The following is a 15,655-nucleotide window of genomic DNA, read 5'->3' as shown; positions in this document are numbered from 1 at the left end:
AACGCTCAAACGTCGGGCCCGGTGATCGTATTCCGCGCTGGTCCGGGGACTGCCGCGGGCTCTTGAGCCACCGGTGCGCGAGTGGCGATTTCGCGTGTCCGGAGGGACGACACACGTGATTGGAGGGACGACACGCGAAACCGGCCGTTCGGTCCGACCACCCGCACCGCCAGGCTCAGGCGCCGGCGATGTCCCGCGCCAGCTGACGGGCATCGGACATGGTGAACTTGCCGGTGATCTGGGTTTCCTCGCCGGTGATGGCGGACTGGATCATCGGCGCGGTCAGCACCCGGCTCCTCAGCACCATCGCGACCTGCTTGCCGACGTTCGCCGCGGTCCAGTCGGCCCACGTCCGCGCGCCCGCGTCGGTGAAGCTGAGTCCGACGAGCGGGCCACCCGACTGCGAATCGAGCCGAGCGTTCGCCCGGCTGAGGTCGGCCCCGGTGAGGAAGGCCGGGCCGAGCAGGTATTTGGTGCCCTGCACGCGGTCACAACTGACCAGCGGGAGCGCCGGATCATCGCGGCCGTCGAGCGGATCCGTTCCCTCCGAGCAGTCCAGTGCCGCCGCGGCGGCCTGCTGCTCCGCGGGATCGGTGCTCTGCCGGTTGGTCGCCGCGCCCGCGGCCGGACCAGGTGGCACCTCCGCGAGGACCGGGCGAAACCGCAGCCGCGACCCGTCCTTGATCGCGAAACTGTCGCCTTCGGGCTCGGCCTGGCCGGAAACCCCGCCCTGGCATCCGGTGACACCGAGCAGGACGAGGGCGACCGCTATGAGGATGTTCCGCACGGAGGCATTCTGCCGTGTTCACTGCCCGCGCGCGGGCGAAACGGCTCGACGCCGCACGGTCCGCTCGAGAATCCCCAGCGTGGCCCTGAGCGCGGACTCGGGAACCACGGGGAACGTGATGCGCTCCCTCCACTCCGAACCGACCTCCGACCAGTCGTAGTAGGACGTCACGAGCGTGCCGCCCTCGGCGGGCTCCAGCCGGTAGCCGTAGACATGCCGGGCATGCGGCCGGACCCGGCCTTCGACGGTCCAGGCGATCTCCTCGTCCGGGACGAGGGTCGTGATGACGACTTCGACGTCGTACTTGCCCAAAGGCACGTCCCCGAGCGCTTCCCGGTCCATGTGCACGACGAACCGGTCACCCGCCTGCTCGACCGGATCCCCTTCCGCGTCGAGGAGCATTCCGGACGCGTCGATGTCGACGGCCCGTGTCCGCGCCGCCCACCACCGGCTGAGCCGCACGCCGCCGTTCGACCCCGAAGAAGGCGAACACTTCAGCGGCGCCTGGTCCGAAGCCCATCGTGTCTTCCACCGGACCTTGCCGGACGGCTGCGGGAACCCCGTCCTGCTGGAGAGGTTCGACCGGATGTGGACCGCGAGCGAACTCGCCCGCCGTTGGGCCGCGCAGCGCTCCCCCGGCAGCGATCATCTCGCCGAACATCGCCTGCTGGAGGAAACGGCGCTGGCCCGCGACGCCGACGCGGCAGCCGAGGCGCTGACCCGGCATCTCACCCTGACCGCGGCCGCGCTGACGGAAGAGTCGTAGGACCACTGTCGGAAAATCACCCAGACCGACCTAGCCTTTGTCATCACATTGGGTGTTTCCTTGCTCGCAGACCGTCGTTGATCGACGCTTTGGGGGCCGCCGATGTCCTTCCGATGGGTACTCCGACTCATCCCGGTGACGTTGCTGGTGACCGCGGTGGCGGTGGCCGTCCCCGCACCGGCGAGCGCGGCCCCCGCCGCCGGGCCACCACTGGCCCGGGTGTGGCCGACACCCCAGCAGCTGACACCGCGACCGGGTCTGGTGACCATTCCGCGCACCGTCGTCGAAGTCGTCGGAACGGGCACCGATCCCTCCGCGCTCGCCGTCGTGGACCAGGTCCTTCGCGCGGCGGGCGCGAGCACCATCGTCAAGATCACCGACAACGACCAGGCTGCCGTCGACCGGGAACGCGGCAACGGCGGGCTCGTCGTCTTCGTCGGCGGCCCGACCGAAAGCAGGGCGACCGCGCTCGCCCTCGCCGCGCTCCGCGTCGACGGCCCGGACGGTCTGTCGCCCGGCGGATACGTCCTCGCCGCCGACCGCGGCGTGATCGCACTGTCCGGTGTGGACACTTCAGGGACGTTCTACGCCGCGCAGTCGCTCCGGCAGCTCTTCGCTTCCGGCAAGAGCCGCGCGTTCATTCTGCGAGACTGGCCCGCGGCACCCCTGCGCGGCGTGATCGAGGGCTTCTACGGCGCGCCGTGGTCACACGCCGATCGGTTGGCGCAGCTGGACTTCTACGGCCGCACCAAGCAGAACATGTACGTCTACTCCCCGAAGGACGACCCGTTCCTGCGCGCCCGCTGGCGCGACCAGTACCCGCCCGAGCAACTCGCCCTCCTCTCGGATCTGGTGAGCCGCGCGGCCGCGAACCACGTCGAGTTCACCTACGCCCTCTCCCCCGGCCTTTCCGTGTGCTATTCCTCGGACGCCGACAAGAACGCGCTGGTCACGAAGTTCCAGTCACTGTGGGACGTCGGGGTGCGGTCGTTCGCGATCCCGCTCGACGACATCTCCTACACCCGCTGGAACTGCGACGCCGACGCCGCGAAGTTCGGCACCGGCGGCGCGGCCGCGGGCGCGGCGCAGTCGTTCCTGCTCAACCGGGTACAGCAGGACTTCATCGCCACCCATCCCGGTGTCGAGCGGCTCCAGACCGTCCCGACCGAGTACTACGACCTCGCCGATTCCCCGTACAAGACCGCGCTGCGCACCCAGCTCGACAAGGCGGTGATCGTCGAGTGGACCGGGGTCGGCGTGATCGCCGGGCAGATCACCGAAAAGCAGGCCAGGCAGGCGAAAGAGGTCTTCGGGCACGACATCCTGATCTGGGACAACTACCCGGTCAACGACTACATCACCGAACGCCTGCTGCTCGGCCCGTACATCGGCCGCGAGCCCGGGGTCGCGAAGTACCTGTCCGGGATCACCGCCAACCCGATGGTGCAGGCCGAGGCGTCCAAGATCGCCGAGTTCACCTCGGGTGACTTCCTGTGGAACCCGGATCCTTACGACCCGGACGAATCCTGGCTCGCCGCCATCGCCGACCTCGGCGGGCCCGCCGCGCCGGCGCTGAAGGTGTTCGCGGAGAACAACTATTCGAGCCTGCTCGTCCGGCTCGAAACCGGGAAGCCCGATCCCGATTCACCGGTGTTGCGCCCGCTGCTCACCGCTTTCTGGTCCGCGCTGGAGAAGAAGGATCCCTGGGGCGCGGCGGCGAAACTGGATCACTATCTCACCGCGATGGCCTCTGATCCCGAAGATCTGCGACGCGGGATGGCTTCGAACCCGAATTTCCTCGCCGAAGTCGGGCCGTGGCTCGATCAGGTCGGACTCTACGGCCAGGCAGGCAGGCACGCGGTGAAGATGCTGCTGGCGCAGTTCGACGGCGACGGTGCGAAGGCCTGGGCCGAGCGCGGGGAACTCGTCGCCGCGCTCAAGAAGGCGCAGGCGATCCGCGTCCCGACCTCGCGCGGGCCGCGCAATCCGAGCACCTGCACGGACGTCTGCGTGCCGTTCCTCGACAGCGCGCTGGCCACCGCCGACCGCTGGTTCGGCCTGCCGGGGATCCGGCCGCGGCCGACTACGTCGCTGGGGACCTACACCGACAACGTTCCCGCCAGGATGGTCGACGGCGATCCCGAGACCTACTACTGGAGCGACTGGGCCCCGCGCGTCGGCGACACCATCGGGGTCGACCTCGGCACCGCCCAGCGGGTGTCCCATGTGGACATCGCGATGGGCAAGCCGACCAGTCCGGACGACTTCGTCCACGACGGCGTCCTCGAATACTCCGCCGACGGCACACGCTGGACGACGGTGAAAGCGGTCACGGAGCCGGTGATCTCGGCGGATCTCCCCGAAGGTGCCGAGGCCAGGTTCGTCCGCGTGCGCACGACCGGCCCGCAAACCTTCTGGGTCGTGGTCCGGGAGTTCACCGTGTCCACACCGGACAGTCCCCGGTACACGGTCACCGGCGCCCCGGCGGGGGCGAACCTGGCCGCCGCCGCGGACAACAACGCCGATTCGCTCTACACGGCGGCGTCGGCGCCGATGCCCGGCGACGCGCTCGTCGTCACGGCCGCCGCGCCGAAACCGCTGGACAAGGTCGTCGTCCTGGCGGCGGAAGCCGGCGCGGGCGCCGACGTCCAGATCGCGGACGCCTCGGGTGGCTGGCTCACGATCGGCAGGATGTCGGGCGGCTACACGGAACTGCCCGCCGAAGGCATCGTGACCGCCAAGGTCCGGCTCCTCTGGTCTCCGGGCGGCGCGGCGCCGAAGATCGCGGAAATCGTTCCGGTCAGTCCACCGCGACCGTGATGGCCGCCGTGTGCACCCGCCCGCCGTGGGAGAATTCGAGGAACAGCCGGTATTCCCCGCGTTCCGAGAACAGCGAGTGGAAAGTCAGCTCGCCGTCGACAAGCGCCGCGCCGAGCGGCTGCACCGGATGCAGATGCGTGGCCGACAACAGCATGGTGTGGAATCCGGTCATATGGCCGTTGGCACCCAGGTGCGGGTCGACCGCGGTGACGAGCGCGCCGTCGGGGCCGCGGAGAGCGAAGCGGAGGACCTGCGCCCGCATCGCCGGGATCCGGGCCTCCCCGTCCACGCGCGCCACGCGGTATCCCGTGGACGTCACGGTGTCGCCCGCCGGAGCGGGCACCGGCACGAAGGTGGTGTCGCCCGGCACGGTGAACGGGACACCGAGCACCACCGGATGCTTCGGATCCTTGGTGTCGAGCGGCACGAACTCGGCGAACATCCGGTAGGCGCCGCCGTCGGTCAGCGCGAGGCTCGTGTGCCAGATGTCGCCGTCCAGCGTCGGGTGCACGTGCTGGAAGACGTTCATGTCGTCGCGCACGGCGAAGAAGTGCATCTGTTTGGTCTGGTTGTCCAGGAAGCGGGTGACCGGCCGCCCGTCGGGCCCGAGGATCCGGAACGCGACCGGCACCTCGGGACCCCGGACGGCCGGCGTGGTCACCCGCTCGAACCGGTACCCGCTTTCCGCCTCCGACAGCCCGTCGCTGTGCGCGGCGGGAAGCAGATCCGCCGTCACGACGGGCTGCTGGTGGGCAGAGTGCGCGGAGCCGGGTGTCGGCCGGAGCGCGACGAACACCGCGGCCACACCGATCACCAGTGCCAGCGCGAGGAACAACCAATCCGTGAACCGGGGCTTGCGCACGCCTGCCCTCCGGTCACTTGCCGCCGAGGTTCGGCTTCACCACGACCAGGCCCTGTTCGATGCCGTTGACGATGACGATGCCGCTGGAGAAGTACGGGTAGTTGCTCCACGCGCCGTTGAACTTCGCGGAATTGCCCGACGGGTAGATGTCGAAATAGCCGACCTCGGACAGCCGTGCCGAAGCGACGCCGCTGACGTCCAGGATGCGCAGACCGGCCTGGTAGTTCGCCTGGTAGGAGTACTGGCCCTTGATGTACTGGTTGTGGTCGATCGCGGTGGCGGGCGAACTGTAGACGCCGGTGTGCACGGGGGCGGACAGCTTGGCCAGATCCCAGACGTAGGTCTTGGTGCGCTTGTCGGTGCCGCGCGACTCGTCCAGTTCGTCGTCGAGCAGGAAATAGCGCTGATCGCCGGTCAGCCAGCCCTGGTGCGAGTACTGCGCGCCCGAGTAGCCCTTGCGCGAGATCTGGACGGGCCTGGCCTTGTCGGTGACGTCGACGATGGTCAGCGTGTCCTCGTTGGCGTTGAAGCAGATCTCCCTGCCGCTGTACGCCGTGTCCGGTCCGCGGTAGACGACGCACTGCGTGTCGTGGGTGTAGCCGTCCTGCGACACGCAGCCCGCCTTGGCCGGCGCCTTCGGGTTCTGGATGTTGACCATATGCGGTCCGCCGCTGCAAGTGTTGGAGCCGATCGCGTAGGCGAAACCGGTCTCCTCGTTGATCGCGATGTTGTGCGCGGGACCGAATTCCCGGTACAGCGCGTCGGCGGTGAAGGTCTGCGGTGTGGTGACGGTGCGCAGCCTGGTCAGGTCGAACACCTGCATCCCGTGCCCGGTGATGAAGTCGGCCACGATGAACGCGTGGTTCTTGTACACCTTCATGTCCCGCCACGAGCTGCTGCCGCCGTTGGAGGGCAGGTTGCCGAGGAACTTCGGCGAGGTCGGGACGCTCAGGTCGACGAACGCGGTGCCGTTGGTCCGCCCGACGATGGCGTATTCCTTGCCGGACGACGGGTCGGTCCAGCCCCAGATATCATTGCCGTTCCCGCCGCCGAGGCCGGACAACGGAAGCACGCTGAGCAGGTCGACGTTCTTGCACGGGTATTTGTCGGCCATGCCGTTGACGCACGGGACACCCGCCGCGGTGCCGGTGACGGCGTGCCGTTCCGCCGGGACGTGGTCGGCCAGGAAGGTCCGGGCCGCGGCCTGCCCCTCCGCCGTCTCGGGATCGTGCGCGGACGCCGCCGTCATCGAAAACACCAACGCGGAGGCCGTCACCACGGCCAGCCCCATCATGCGCACGAGTTTCATAGAGGTGCTCCTCACCGGGTTTCGGTCGGCTTCCGACGGTAGGAGCACCCGCTCCCGATGTATCCCTCCGAAGGTCGGGGGTTTTTAACCGTTTACCGGGAGGTCCCGAAATGCTTCCCTGATCTCGGAGACCAGCAGGTCCGGCTGTTCCAGTCCCGGGAAGTGCCCGCCGCGGTCGAGTTCGGTCCACCGGTGCAGATTCCGGTAGCGGCGCTCCGCCCAGCGTCGCGCGGTCGGCCACGGGTCGGCGGGGAAGAGCGACACGGCGGCGGGCACGGTCACCGGCCGCGCGTTCTCCTCCTCCGCGCTGCGCGGCACCCACCGCATCGCCTCCCAGTACCAGCGAGCGCTCGAAGCACCGGTGCCGGTCAGCCAGTACAGCGCGATGTTGTCGACCTGCTCCGCCACACTCACCCCGCCGCCGTACTCCGGCCGGTCGTCGGCGTAGGCGGCGAACTTCTCGCCGAGCCACGCGGCGAGCCCCGACGGCGAATCGAGCAGGGAGTAGCCGAGCGTCTGCGGGCGCGTGCCCATGAGCATTCCGAAGCCGTATCCGTCGGACAGGTGCAGATCACGCCGATCCAGCATGCGTCGTTCGGGTGCGCTCGGCGCCGTCCGGTCCTCCGGCAACGGCGACGCCGAGGGCATCGTCAGGTGCAGGCCCGCGACCCGTTCGGGAACCTGGCGCGCCAGTTCCGTGCTGACGACGGCACCCCAATCCCCGCCGTGGGCCCCGAACCGCCGATAGCCGAGCGCGGTCATCAGAGCGGCCCAAGCCCGGGCGGTCCGGCCAGGGTGCCAGCCGCGCTCGCTGGGCCGTTCGCTGAAACCGAAGCCCGGCAACGAAGGCACGACCACGTCGAAGGCGTCGCTCGCGGAACCGCCGTGGGCCACCGGATCACTGAGCGGTCTGATCACCTTTTCGAATTCGAGGATCGAACCCGGCCAGCCGTGGGTCAGGATCAGCGGGAGCGCCGTGCGCTCGGGCGAACGGACATGCCAGAACCCGATTTCCAGACCGTCGATCCGGGTCCGGTAGTGGGGAATCGTGTTCCACCGGATCTCCCTTGCCCGCCAGTCGTGTTCCCGCCACGCCCGGAGCAACGCCGTCAACCGGGCCAGCTCGATCCCCTGGGTGGCGTCGGAAACCGTCTCGGCTTCGGGAAGGCGCACCCGGGCCAGGCGAGCGTGGAGGTCGGCCAGCTCGCGATCGGGCACGCGGATGGTGAAGGGTTCGATATCGGGCACAGCGCCGAAACTACGGGCGGGTCACGAGTTTTCCCATGCTCGGAATTGACGTTCGGCGGTCAGGGATTGCGCAGTTGCCCACGTCGGGGACGCGGGAGCCGCTTGGAGACACCGAGCGAACGACAGTCGCACTCACCAGACCGGTGTGACCGCTGCTGCGCGTGGGACGCGCGTAGGTAGTGAAGGCCTCCTTGCCAACCCTCAGGGTAGGGAAGGAGGCCTTCACGGAGCATCGGGGCGTGCGCATGACGAGGGGCCCGTCGCCGGTGTGGCTGGCGGGCTCCTCGGGGTTCAGCGGTGGTGCAGGGTGTTGCGGCGGGGTTGTCGGAGCGGATCTCGGTATTGGGGCGGGATGAATTCCGGTAACCCGTCGGCCGCCATGCGGACTTCCCAGTCGCCGTGGTGAATCAGCCGGTGATGGAACCCGCACAGCAGCACCAGATTCCGAAGATCCGTCGGGCCACCATCTGCCCAATGGTGAATGTGATGAGCGTGGCAGTGCTTCGGCTTCCGGTGGCACCCGGGGAACGCGCAACCCCCGTCGCGGATGTTCAACGCACGTCGTTGGCCTGGCGTGACGAACCGCCGCAGTCGCCCCACATCCAGGGGTTCGCCCGTGGCGCTCATTACGACCGGCAGCATGAGGCAGTCGCAGGCCGCGAGGCGGGCTTCGCGGGCGGTCATCGTCCCGACGAAGTCCAGGCACGCGGTCCCGAGACCCGACTTCAACTCGTCAAGGCCGATGGTGACATTCACCAACGTCCGGTAGCCGCTGGTGCCGGGCTGATCGGGACACGCGATGGCCAGGTCGAGAATGTCGACCCAGGCATCACCCATGCGCTCGCACTTCATCCGCAGATCCGCCTGCCCGAACTCGTCCACCGGCCGCGGCTGGGCATACGCCTCCAACGCGGCCGCGGTGCGGGCACCGGTCTCGTCATCGAGCAGACCGGTCAGCTTCCAGAACCCGTCCTTGCGGCGCTCCAGGGTGATCTCCCGGCGCGGCTCCTTCGGTTCCGGATCCTTCGGCTCATTCCCATCCGGATCCAGCAAGCCGAGCAGATTTACTTCAGCTTCCGCCAACTGGCGAGGACCCGCGTCCCGGGCAAGAGTGGCGAGGATCTTCTCCGCATTCTCCCGGTCTTCGGCGGAGGTCTCGGCAGGGAGCCTCTTCAAGAACTCCAGGATCTGATCGATCCGCTCATCCCCCACCAAGCCTTCGGCGGCGACCGCGGCAGTAGCCGGTGCCACAGCAGGAACCTCGGTGCCATCCAAAGCACGGGTCGGGTTCAACGCGATCGCCCGAGCCACCACCGGACGCGCCTCACCGCGCGACAACCCCGCCACATCCGCGAACCAAGCGGCCGTCGACCCATATCCGTACAAGTCTTTCGCACCACGAGACTCGATCTCCGCCAGAAACTGCCCCAAACCGGCGGTAGCCATCCGAATCACCCGCAAAGACTGCTGCACGCCATGGGCAAGCTCCAGCTTGCCGGCGCGCCACAGTTCTTGCGGCAACTCGGGAAGGAAAGTCTCGGACACCCCTCAACAATACCGCAAAACAATCGAACAAGCGTTCGTAATTTTAAGCAACCGCCAAAAGGAACATCCAACACTGAAGAGTGATTTGACCACGTCGCTTCTTGCGCTCGCGTGACCGAAGTGCGGCGCCATGAGGGATGAGCCGAGCGAGGGGGGCATGACCCGACCACGAAGACCACCATCCAAGTAAGCCGAGTAAGCGCTTACTCTCAACCCTGGCAACCCCTGCGACACCGAACACCGGAACTCAGGGAATCTCCCCGATGCGCCCGGCAAGAACCGAAGCGACAGTGAGCCGGACATGTTCCGACAAGAAGGAGAACAGCACGCAGTGACTTCACCGGCAGCACAGCTCGAATCAGCACTCGCCGCCACCGTCACCGAGAAAACGGCACGCGGCTCGGCAGATGTTCTACCGTCCCGCCAAGGATGGCATCCCGGCGCCAGGGTCGGGGCCGCCGCCGAACACGGAGCGCTCCTCGCCTACAACGACGACGGATCCACCGGCATCTGCGTTCTCGAGAACGGCAGAGGCAGATGGCTGAACTTGCGATCCGAAGGCCAAGCCCAGGATTTCACCGATCGCCCGTATTCGATATGGCAGTGGATGCCCGCCTACAACGGCCGGCCCGTCCGGCTGCTGGGCGCACTCACCCGTGATGCGGCCAGACTGGAGTTGCGGGCGAACGACGGCACGGTGGCCGAAGCCGACATCGTGGACGGCACCTTCGCGGCGGAAATAGCCGTGGACATGGTCAGCCTCCGCGACGCGAAGGGAAGGCTGGAAAGCCACGAACCCGACTCCGACGAAGGCCGTGCGGAGTTCGAGCGACTCCTGGCGGACTCGCGAACGGAAATGACGCAGCTCAAGGTCCGGGTCTACGACAGCGCCGGAGCTCTCCTCTACGACGGCACGGCGATCAACGCCACCGACTAGAAGAAGCCGTTCGATGGGCTCCACGCCAAGGAGCCATCGAACGGACCTACGAGACCAGCCGCCTGAGCAGCGCCCCGGCGTCCTCAGCAAGACCATCGGCGAGATGGTGCAGCAACGCCTGCTGGAACAAACCGTCGAAAGCGGCATAAGCAACCGCTCGCGTCACGACCGGCGACGCCTCGGCGAGTTCGGCATAGCGCTCCACGACGCGCCAGATCATCGCCTGCCGCTGAGTGTCGATGTCGAGCACGTCGGCGCGGAACGCGGCCTCGAACAGGCTCTGGTTCCGCAGGTCGTACCACAGCCGGTGCATCACGGCGTCCGCCCGCAGCGTGTCCGCCATCGCGACACCGAAGCCCCGCTCGAGTTCCTGGGCCGACCGCGCCATGGCCACGGCCTCGTCGTAGCGGGTCACGCACACTTCTTCGAACTTCCGGACCGCGTAGGTCAGCAGTTCCACCTTGTCGCTGAAGTAGTAGTGCAGCACTCCGTGCGAGAAGTTCGACTTCTGCGCGATCTCCCGGAGGCTCGTCCTCGCGTACCCCAACTCGGACAACGCCTGCAGCGCGGACTCCGCCAGTTCCGCCCGCCGCTGGGCGAACTTGTCCACGCTCCGGCGTGCGATCCGCTCGCTCGTCTCGGTCACCACGAGTTCCTGTCCGGTCCGGGAGCCCGCGCCTGCCGCGGGTCCCACAGTCTAGCGTCGCCGAATTCTTGACGACTGTCCAAGAAAATCTTGACGACTGTCCAAAACGGGCTCAGGATGTGACCCACACCGCAACCGCGGACCGTCTCAAGGAGGAGAAGTCCATGGGTTCGTACGACCTTTCGGGCCGAAAAGCCCTGGTCACGGGCGGGGCGCAGGGCCTGGGCGCCGGAATGGCCGAAGCGCTGGCGCTGGCGGGCGCCTCGGTGGTCATCGGCGACGTCCAGGAGGATCTCGGGCGCGCCACCGCCGACCAGATCAAGCAGAAGGACGCCAACGCGGGCTTCGTCCGGCTCGACGTCACCGACGAACAGAGCTGGGAGCAGGCGGTCGCCACGGTCATCGGCGAACTCGGCGGGCTGGACATCGTGGTGAACAACGCCGGGGTCGAGATCACGGGGCTCGTCGCCGACCTCGACCCCGCCGACGTGCGCAAGATGCTCGACGTCAACGTGCTCGGCACGGCCCTCGGCGTGAAGCACGCCTTCCGCGCGATGCGGCCTGGCGGCCCCGCGGGCACCGGCGGCGCCGTCGTGAACATCGCCTCGGTCGCCGCGACCATCGCCTTCCCCGGTATCGCGGGCTATTCGGCGACGAAGTCGGCCGTCGACCGGCTCACCAGGGTCGCCGCGATGGAGGCCGGGAAGCTCGGCTACGGCGTACGCGTCAACTGCGTCTATCCCGGCCTCGTACCCACCCGGATGGGCAATCAGCTCGCGCAGGACGTCGTCGAGGTCGGCCTGTTCCCCAGCGTCGAAGAGGCCATCGGCGCCGTCATCGGGCAGACCCCGGCCGGACGGCTCGGCGAGGTCTCCGACATGGCCGACGCCGTCGTGTTCCTCGCCTCCGACGCCGCCCGCTTCATCACCGGCGCCGGGCTCCCGGTCGACGGCGGAATGGGCATGTGACCAGCACGAACCCGAAAGGAAACACCATGAGCAGCCCCAAGCCCGTCGTGGTCTACGGCGCCTCCGGCTACACCGGACGGCTGATCTGCGAATACCTGCGCGAGTACAACGTCCCGTTCGTCGCCGCCGGTCGGGACAAGGCCCGTATCCAAGAGGCGATCGACCACGTGCCCGGCCTCGACACCATCGACCACGAGGTCGTCGAGGTCTCGCACGACGTCGAAGCGCTCACCGAACTGTTCCGCGACGCCAAGGTCGTGTGCAACACCGTCGGCCCGTTCAGCGAGTACGGCCACGAAGTCGTCGAAGCCTGCCTGCGCACCGGAACGCATTACCTCGACACCACCGGCGAACAGGACTGGCTGATCGCCGCCGAAGAGCGCTACGGCGCGCGGATGGCCGAGAAAGGCCTGCTGCTCTCTCCCGGCATCGCGCAGATGTACACCACCGGCGAGATCGCGGCGAACCTGTGCCTGGAGACGCCCGGACTGGACACCTTGGACATCCTGGTGTTCTGGAAGGGTTATCCCACGGTCGCTTCGACGAAGACCATCCTGGTCAACGCCGCGCTGTCCGCCGCGTACTACCTCGAGCAGAACGAGTACCGGCCCTGGCCGGCCGACGGCGGACTGCAGGACGTCACCGTGCCCGGTCATCACGAAACCGGGCTGGCCCTGCCCTGGGGCGGCACCTCGCATCCGGTGTGGTTCAAGAACGACGCCCGGGTGGCCAACGTCAAGGCCGTCGGCGGAGTCTTCGACCGCGCGCTCATGCAGGGGGTGCCGCAGATCGTCGCGGCCGTGCTGGAACAGGTCAAAGACCTGCCGCTGGACGAGAAGATGCGCGTGCTGGAGGAGCAGGCCGCGGCGGTACGGGACGAGATGCCGCCGCGGGAGAACCAGCGGCTCAACACGTCGCTGGATTCGGTGCACGCCTCGGGACCGCTGGGCCGCGCGCACTGTGTCATCCACGGCACCTGCAACTACAAGCAGACCGGGTTGATGCAGGCCTATGGCGCCTACTCTCTGCTGCGACAGCCGCCGAAGCGCGTGGGGTTCGCCTCCGGGTGCCAGGCTTTCGGCCACCGCGAACTGCTCGGCGTGTTACGAAGCTTCGGGCTGGTTTCGAATCCGGTCTTGACCGTCCACGACTGACCGGAAGGACGAGCGCGTGCGACTGACCGACTACCTCGACAAGGGCGCTTCACTCGATTCGGCTGCACCCTGCCTCACCATGGGTGACATCTCCCTCAGCTACGGCGAAGTGCGGGAGCTGTCGTGGCAAGTGGGGCGGGCGCTGGCCCGGTCCGGCGTCAAGCCGGGCGACAAAGTGGCGATCCTGTCCGGGAACGATCCCCTGTCGTTCGGCTGTGTCTTCGGGATCAGCCGGGCCGGTGCCGTGTGGTGCCCGGTCAACCCGCGCAACGAGGCCGCCGAGAACAGGGAACTGCTCGACCTGTTCGACTGCACCTGCCTTCTGGTGCAGGAGTCCTTCGCACCGCTCGTCTCCCGGATGCTTCCCGAGCTGCCGAAACTGACCACGGTGGTCTGTCTCGACGGCTCGATGCCCGGCGCCGTCCCGTTTTCCGACTGGCTCGACAGCGCCGAGCCCTGGGAGGAAACGCCGCCGGACGACATGGTCCTGCTCGTCGGCACCGGCGGGACCACCGGACACCCCAAGGCGGTGATGCTCAGCGGCACCAACGTGGAGACGATGTCGGCGCTCACGCTGATGAGTTACCCGTTCACCGGGCGCCCGCGCTATCTGGCGCTGGCGCCGCTGACACACGCGGCGGGCGTGCTCTGTTTCCCGGTCATGACCCTTGGCGGCGAGATCGTCGTCATGCCCTCGCCGGATCTCGGCGAGTTCCTCGCGCTGGTGGAACGCCGCCGGATCACCCACACCTTCCTGCCACCGACGCTGATCTACCTGCTGCTCGACAATCCGGCGCTGGACGACGCCGATCTTTCGTCGCTGCAGTGCCTTTGGTACGGCGCCGCGCCGATGTCGGCCACCAAACTCGCCGAAGCGATCACCCGGATCGGCCCGGTCTTCGGGCAGCTGTTCGGGCAGAGCGAAGCCCCCATGATGGTCTCCACCCTCGCCCCCGCCGAGCACGTCCATCCCGACGGATCCCTTGCCCTGGAACGGTTCACCTCGGCGGGCAGGCCCACGCCGCTCACCCAGGTCGCGATCATGTCCGGCACGGGCGAGCTGCTCCCGCCCGGCGAACGCGGCGAGATCGTCGTCCGCGGTTCGCTGGTGATGCTCGGCTACTACAAGAATCCGGGCGCGACGGCGGAAGCGAGCGCGCACGGCTGGCATCACACGGGCGACATCGGCTACCTCGACGAGGACCATTACCTCTACATCATCGACCGCGCCAAGGACATGATCATCACCGGCGGCTTCAACGTCTACTCGGCCGAGGTCGAGCAGGCGCTCATGGCGCACGAAGCGGTGCAGGACTGCGCCGTGATCGGCCTGCCGCACGAGAAATGGGGCGAGCAGATCACCGCCGTGGTCCAGCTGCACTCCGGGAGGACGGCGGCGGCGCAAGAACTCCGCGCCGCCGTCAAGGAGCGGCTGGGCAGCATCAAGACGCCGAAGGAGATCCTGGTCTGGCCGGATCTCCCCCGGTCCAAGATCGGCAAGGTACTCAAGACCGAGATACGGAAAGCCTTGCTGGACAGCGCTTAGCGCCGAGAGAGCTCCTCCGCGGTCGGCAGCGGCCACTCGTAGCGTTCCTTGGCGATGCGGAGGTGGACCCACGTCTCCGCGGTCACGACGTCGGGCCTGCCGCTGATCTCTTCGAGCGCCCGGTCGAGCGCACGGGCGGACTGCGCGGCGATGGTGGCGACGACGTCGAACCGGCCGATGGTCCTGGCGAGGAACTCGGTGTCCTCCCGCGCGGCGAGCGCGGCGGTCACGCAATCCCCGGCGCCCCGCACGTTCAGGCCGATCCCGCAGACGAGGCCGGCGTCCGGCCGGGCGCGGCTGAGCACCGGCGCGATGCGGATGACGTCGTGCTCGACCAGGAAGCGCACACGGGTGCGCGTGGCCGACGGCGACAGCCCGACGTGCTCGGCGATGCGCGCGTAACTTTCCCGCCCGTCGGCCTGCAACCGCAGCATGATCGCGAGGTCGCGGTCGTCGAGCCGCAACCAGGGCGGCAGTGGACGGCCGGGCATGAACAGCCCCTTGACCACGTCCACGTAGACGAGGGTGTTGACCTGTTCCACCTCCGGCAGGCCGCGGATGTCGGCCACCGTGCGATAGAGCTCGGGCGAGTCGGGCAGGCGCAGCTCGGCGACGGTCTGGTGATCCCCGCTCACCGCGGAGACGAACGCCGCGGCGGGCAGCGCCGCGATGGCGTCCGTCGTCGCCTGCGAGCGGCCCGAAGTGCGGATCGCGAGATGCGCGTACGCGGTCAGGCCGAGGAACTCGGGATGGACCGCCGCGACCACATTCAGCGAGCCGTCAGCCTTCAGTTGCTCCAGCCGAGCGGACACGGCCGACCTCGAAGCTCCGACGCGCTTGGCCAGATCGGCGACGCTCATCCGGCCGTCCGTGCGCAAAGCCGCGACCAGCGCGTCGTCCACGACGATCTCCTCTGCTGAATTTCCGACGGCGAGACGCACCATATCACCAGCAGAAACACGCCAAGAACAGCCGAGATTGCACGTTGTGTTCATGATCGCGTGCAGATCGATCGTGAACACTATCCGTACACGACCGATCTGATTGCGCTGACGGTTTTCGTCGCT

The 15,655-nt window shown here is 68.0% G+C and carries 13 protein-coding genes and 1 pseudogene; 6 read left to right on the top strand and 8 right to left on the bottom strand.

What is annotated here, in order from left to right:
* Positions 1 to 175: 175 nt before the first annotated feature.
* Positions 176 to 787 (bottom strand): SecDF P1 head subdomain-containing protein, encoded by a 612-nt coding sequence (locus AC069H_RS28280; RefSeq protein WP_478234342.1) that lies wholly within the window; start codon positions 785 to 787, stop codon positions 176 to 178.
* Between the two features lie 18 nt (positions 788 to 805).
* Positions 806 to 1,189 carry an SRPBCC family protein gene (locus AC069H_RS28275; protein ID WP_478234341.1) on the bottom strand — a complete coding sequence of 128 codons (384 nt, stop codon included), beginning with the start codon at positions 1,187 to 1,189 and terminating at the stop codon, positions 806 to 808.
* Positions 1,190 to 1,211: 22 nt separating this feature from the next.
* Between AC069H_RS28275 and AC069H_RS28270 the strand changes: the two are divergent.
* Positions 1,212 to 1,553: pseudogene (locus AC069H_RS28270) on the top strand (FCD domain-containing protein); the annotation flags it as partial.
* A gap of 135 nt (positions 1,554 to 1,688) precedes the next feature.
* A complete protein-coding gene (locus tag AC069H_RS28265; protein ID WP_478234340.1) occupies positions 1,689 to 4,373 on the top strand; it encodes a beta-N-acetylglucosaminidase domain-containing protein in 2,685 nt (894 codons plus the stop codon).
* Here AC069H_RS28265 and AC069H_RS28260 read toward each other — a convergent pair.
* The 4 genes from AC069H_RS28260 to AC069H_RS28245 all read right to left on the bottom strand — a co-directional run bounded on the left by AC069H_RS28260 (position 4,354) and on the right by AC069H_RS28245 (position 9,337).
* Positions 4,354 to 5,235, bottom strand: coding sequence for a hypothetical protein (locus AC069H_RS28260; protein ID WP_478234339.1), 882 nt, complete (start codon positions 5,233 to 5,235; stop codon positions 4,354 to 4,356). The two genes, AC069H_RS28265 and AC069H_RS28260, sit on opposite strands and share 20 nt — an antisense overlap.
* A 13-nt stretch (positions 5,236 to 5,248) precedes the next feature.
* Entirely contained in the window at positions 5,249 to 6,544 is a 1,296-nt protein-coding gene (locus tag AC069H_RS28255; RefSeq protein WP_478234338.1) for a choice-of-anchor B family protein, read from the bottom strand.
* Between the two features lie 84 nt (positions 6,545 to 6,628).
* Positions 6,629 to 7,792, bottom strand: coding sequence for an epoxide hydrolase family protein (locus AC069H_RS28250; protein ID WP_478234337.1), 1,164 nt, complete (start codon positions 7,790 to 7,792; stop codon positions 6,629 to 6,631).
* Between the two features lie 291 nt (positions 7,793 to 8,083).
* Entirely contained in the window at positions 8,084 to 9,337 is a 1,254-nt protein-coding gene (locus AC069H_RS28245; protein ID WP_478234336.1) for an HNH endonuclease signature motif containing protein, read from the bottom strand.
* A 331-nt stretch (positions 9,338 to 9,668) separates the two neighbouring features.
* Here AC069H_RS28245 and AC069H_RS28240 point away from each other — a divergent pair, with 331 nt between their 5' ends.
* Positions 9,669 to 10,274, top strand: coding sequence for a hypothetical protein (locus tag AC069H_RS28240; RefSeq protein WP_478234335.1), 606 nt, complete (start codon positions 9,669 to 9,671; stop codon positions 10,272 to 10,274).
* 46 nt (positions 10,275 to 10,320) lie between these two features.
* Here AC069H_RS28240 and AC069H_RS28235 read toward each other — a convergent pair whose 3' ends face one another.
* Complete coding sequence (locus AC069H_RS28235; protein ID WP_478234334.1) at positions 10,321 to 10,920, bottom strand: TetR/AcrR family transcriptional regulator; 600 nt, start codon at positions 10,918 to 10,920, stop codon at positions 10,321 to 10,323.
* A 164-nt stretch (positions 10,921 to 11,084) separates the two neighbouring features.
* Between AC069H_RS28235 and AC069H_RS28230 the strand changes: the two genes are divergently transcribed.
* From AC069H_RS28230 to AC069H_RS28220, 3 genes are read left to right on the top strand one after another with little or no spacing between them, the layout of a single operon-like run.
* Entirely contained in the window at positions 11,085 to 11,888 is an 804-nt protein-coding gene (locus AC069H_RS28230) for an SDR family NAD(P)-dependent oxidoreductase (protein ID WP_478234333.1), read from the top strand.
* 26 nt (positions 11,889 to 11,914) lie between these two features.
* Positions 11,915 to 13,042, top strand: a complete 1,128-nt coding sequence (locus AC069H_RS28225) for a DUF5938 domain-containing protein (RefSeq protein ID WP_478234332.1) — start codon at positions 11,915 to 11,917, stop codon at positions 13,040 to 13,042.
* Between the two features lie 16 nt (positions 13,043 to 13,058).
* Positions 13,059 to 14,588 carry an AMP-binding protein gene (locus AC069H_RS28220; RefSeq protein WP_478234331.1) on the top strand — a complete coding sequence of 510 codons (1,530 nt, stop codon included), beginning with the start codon at positions 13,059 to 13,061 and terminating at the stop codon, positions 14,586 to 14,588.
* Here AC069H_RS28220 and AC069H_RS28215 read toward each other — a convergent pair.
* On the bottom strand, positions 14,585 to 15,490 hold the full coding sequence (locus tag AC069H_RS28215; RefSeq protein WP_478234330.1) for an Lrp/AsnC family transcriptional regulator: 906 nt from the start codon (positions 15,488 to 15,490) through the stop codon (positions 14,585 to 14,587). The two genes, AC069H_RS28220 and AC069H_RS28215, sit on opposite strands and share 4 nt — an antisense overlap.
* Positions 15,491 to 15,655 lie beyond the last annotated feature (165 nt).

It is taken from the genome of Amycolatopsis sp. NPDC043887, from assembly GCF_056435665.1.
This window is presented reverse-complemented; position numbering and strand designations above follow the sequence as displayed.

Bases quoted from the DNA above. Each gene is read 5' to 3' on its own strand.
- AC069H_RS28275 (WP_478234341.1), bottom strand. From the start codon at position 1,189: ATGCTCCTCGACGCGGAAGGGGATCCGGTCGAGCAGGCGGGTGACCGG.
- AC069H_RS28255 (WP_478234338.1), bottom strand. From the start codon at position 6,544: ATGAAACTCGTGCGCATGATGGGGCTGGCCGTGGTGACGGCCTCCGCG.
- AC069H_RS28230 (WP_478234333.1), top strand. From the start codon at position 11,085: ATGGGTTCGTACGACCTTTCGGGCCGAAAAGCCCTGGTCACGGGCGGG.
- AC069H_RS28225 (WP_478234332.1), top strand. From the start codon at position 11,915: ATGAGCAGCCCCAAGCCCGTCGTGGTCTACGGCGCCTCCGGCTACACC.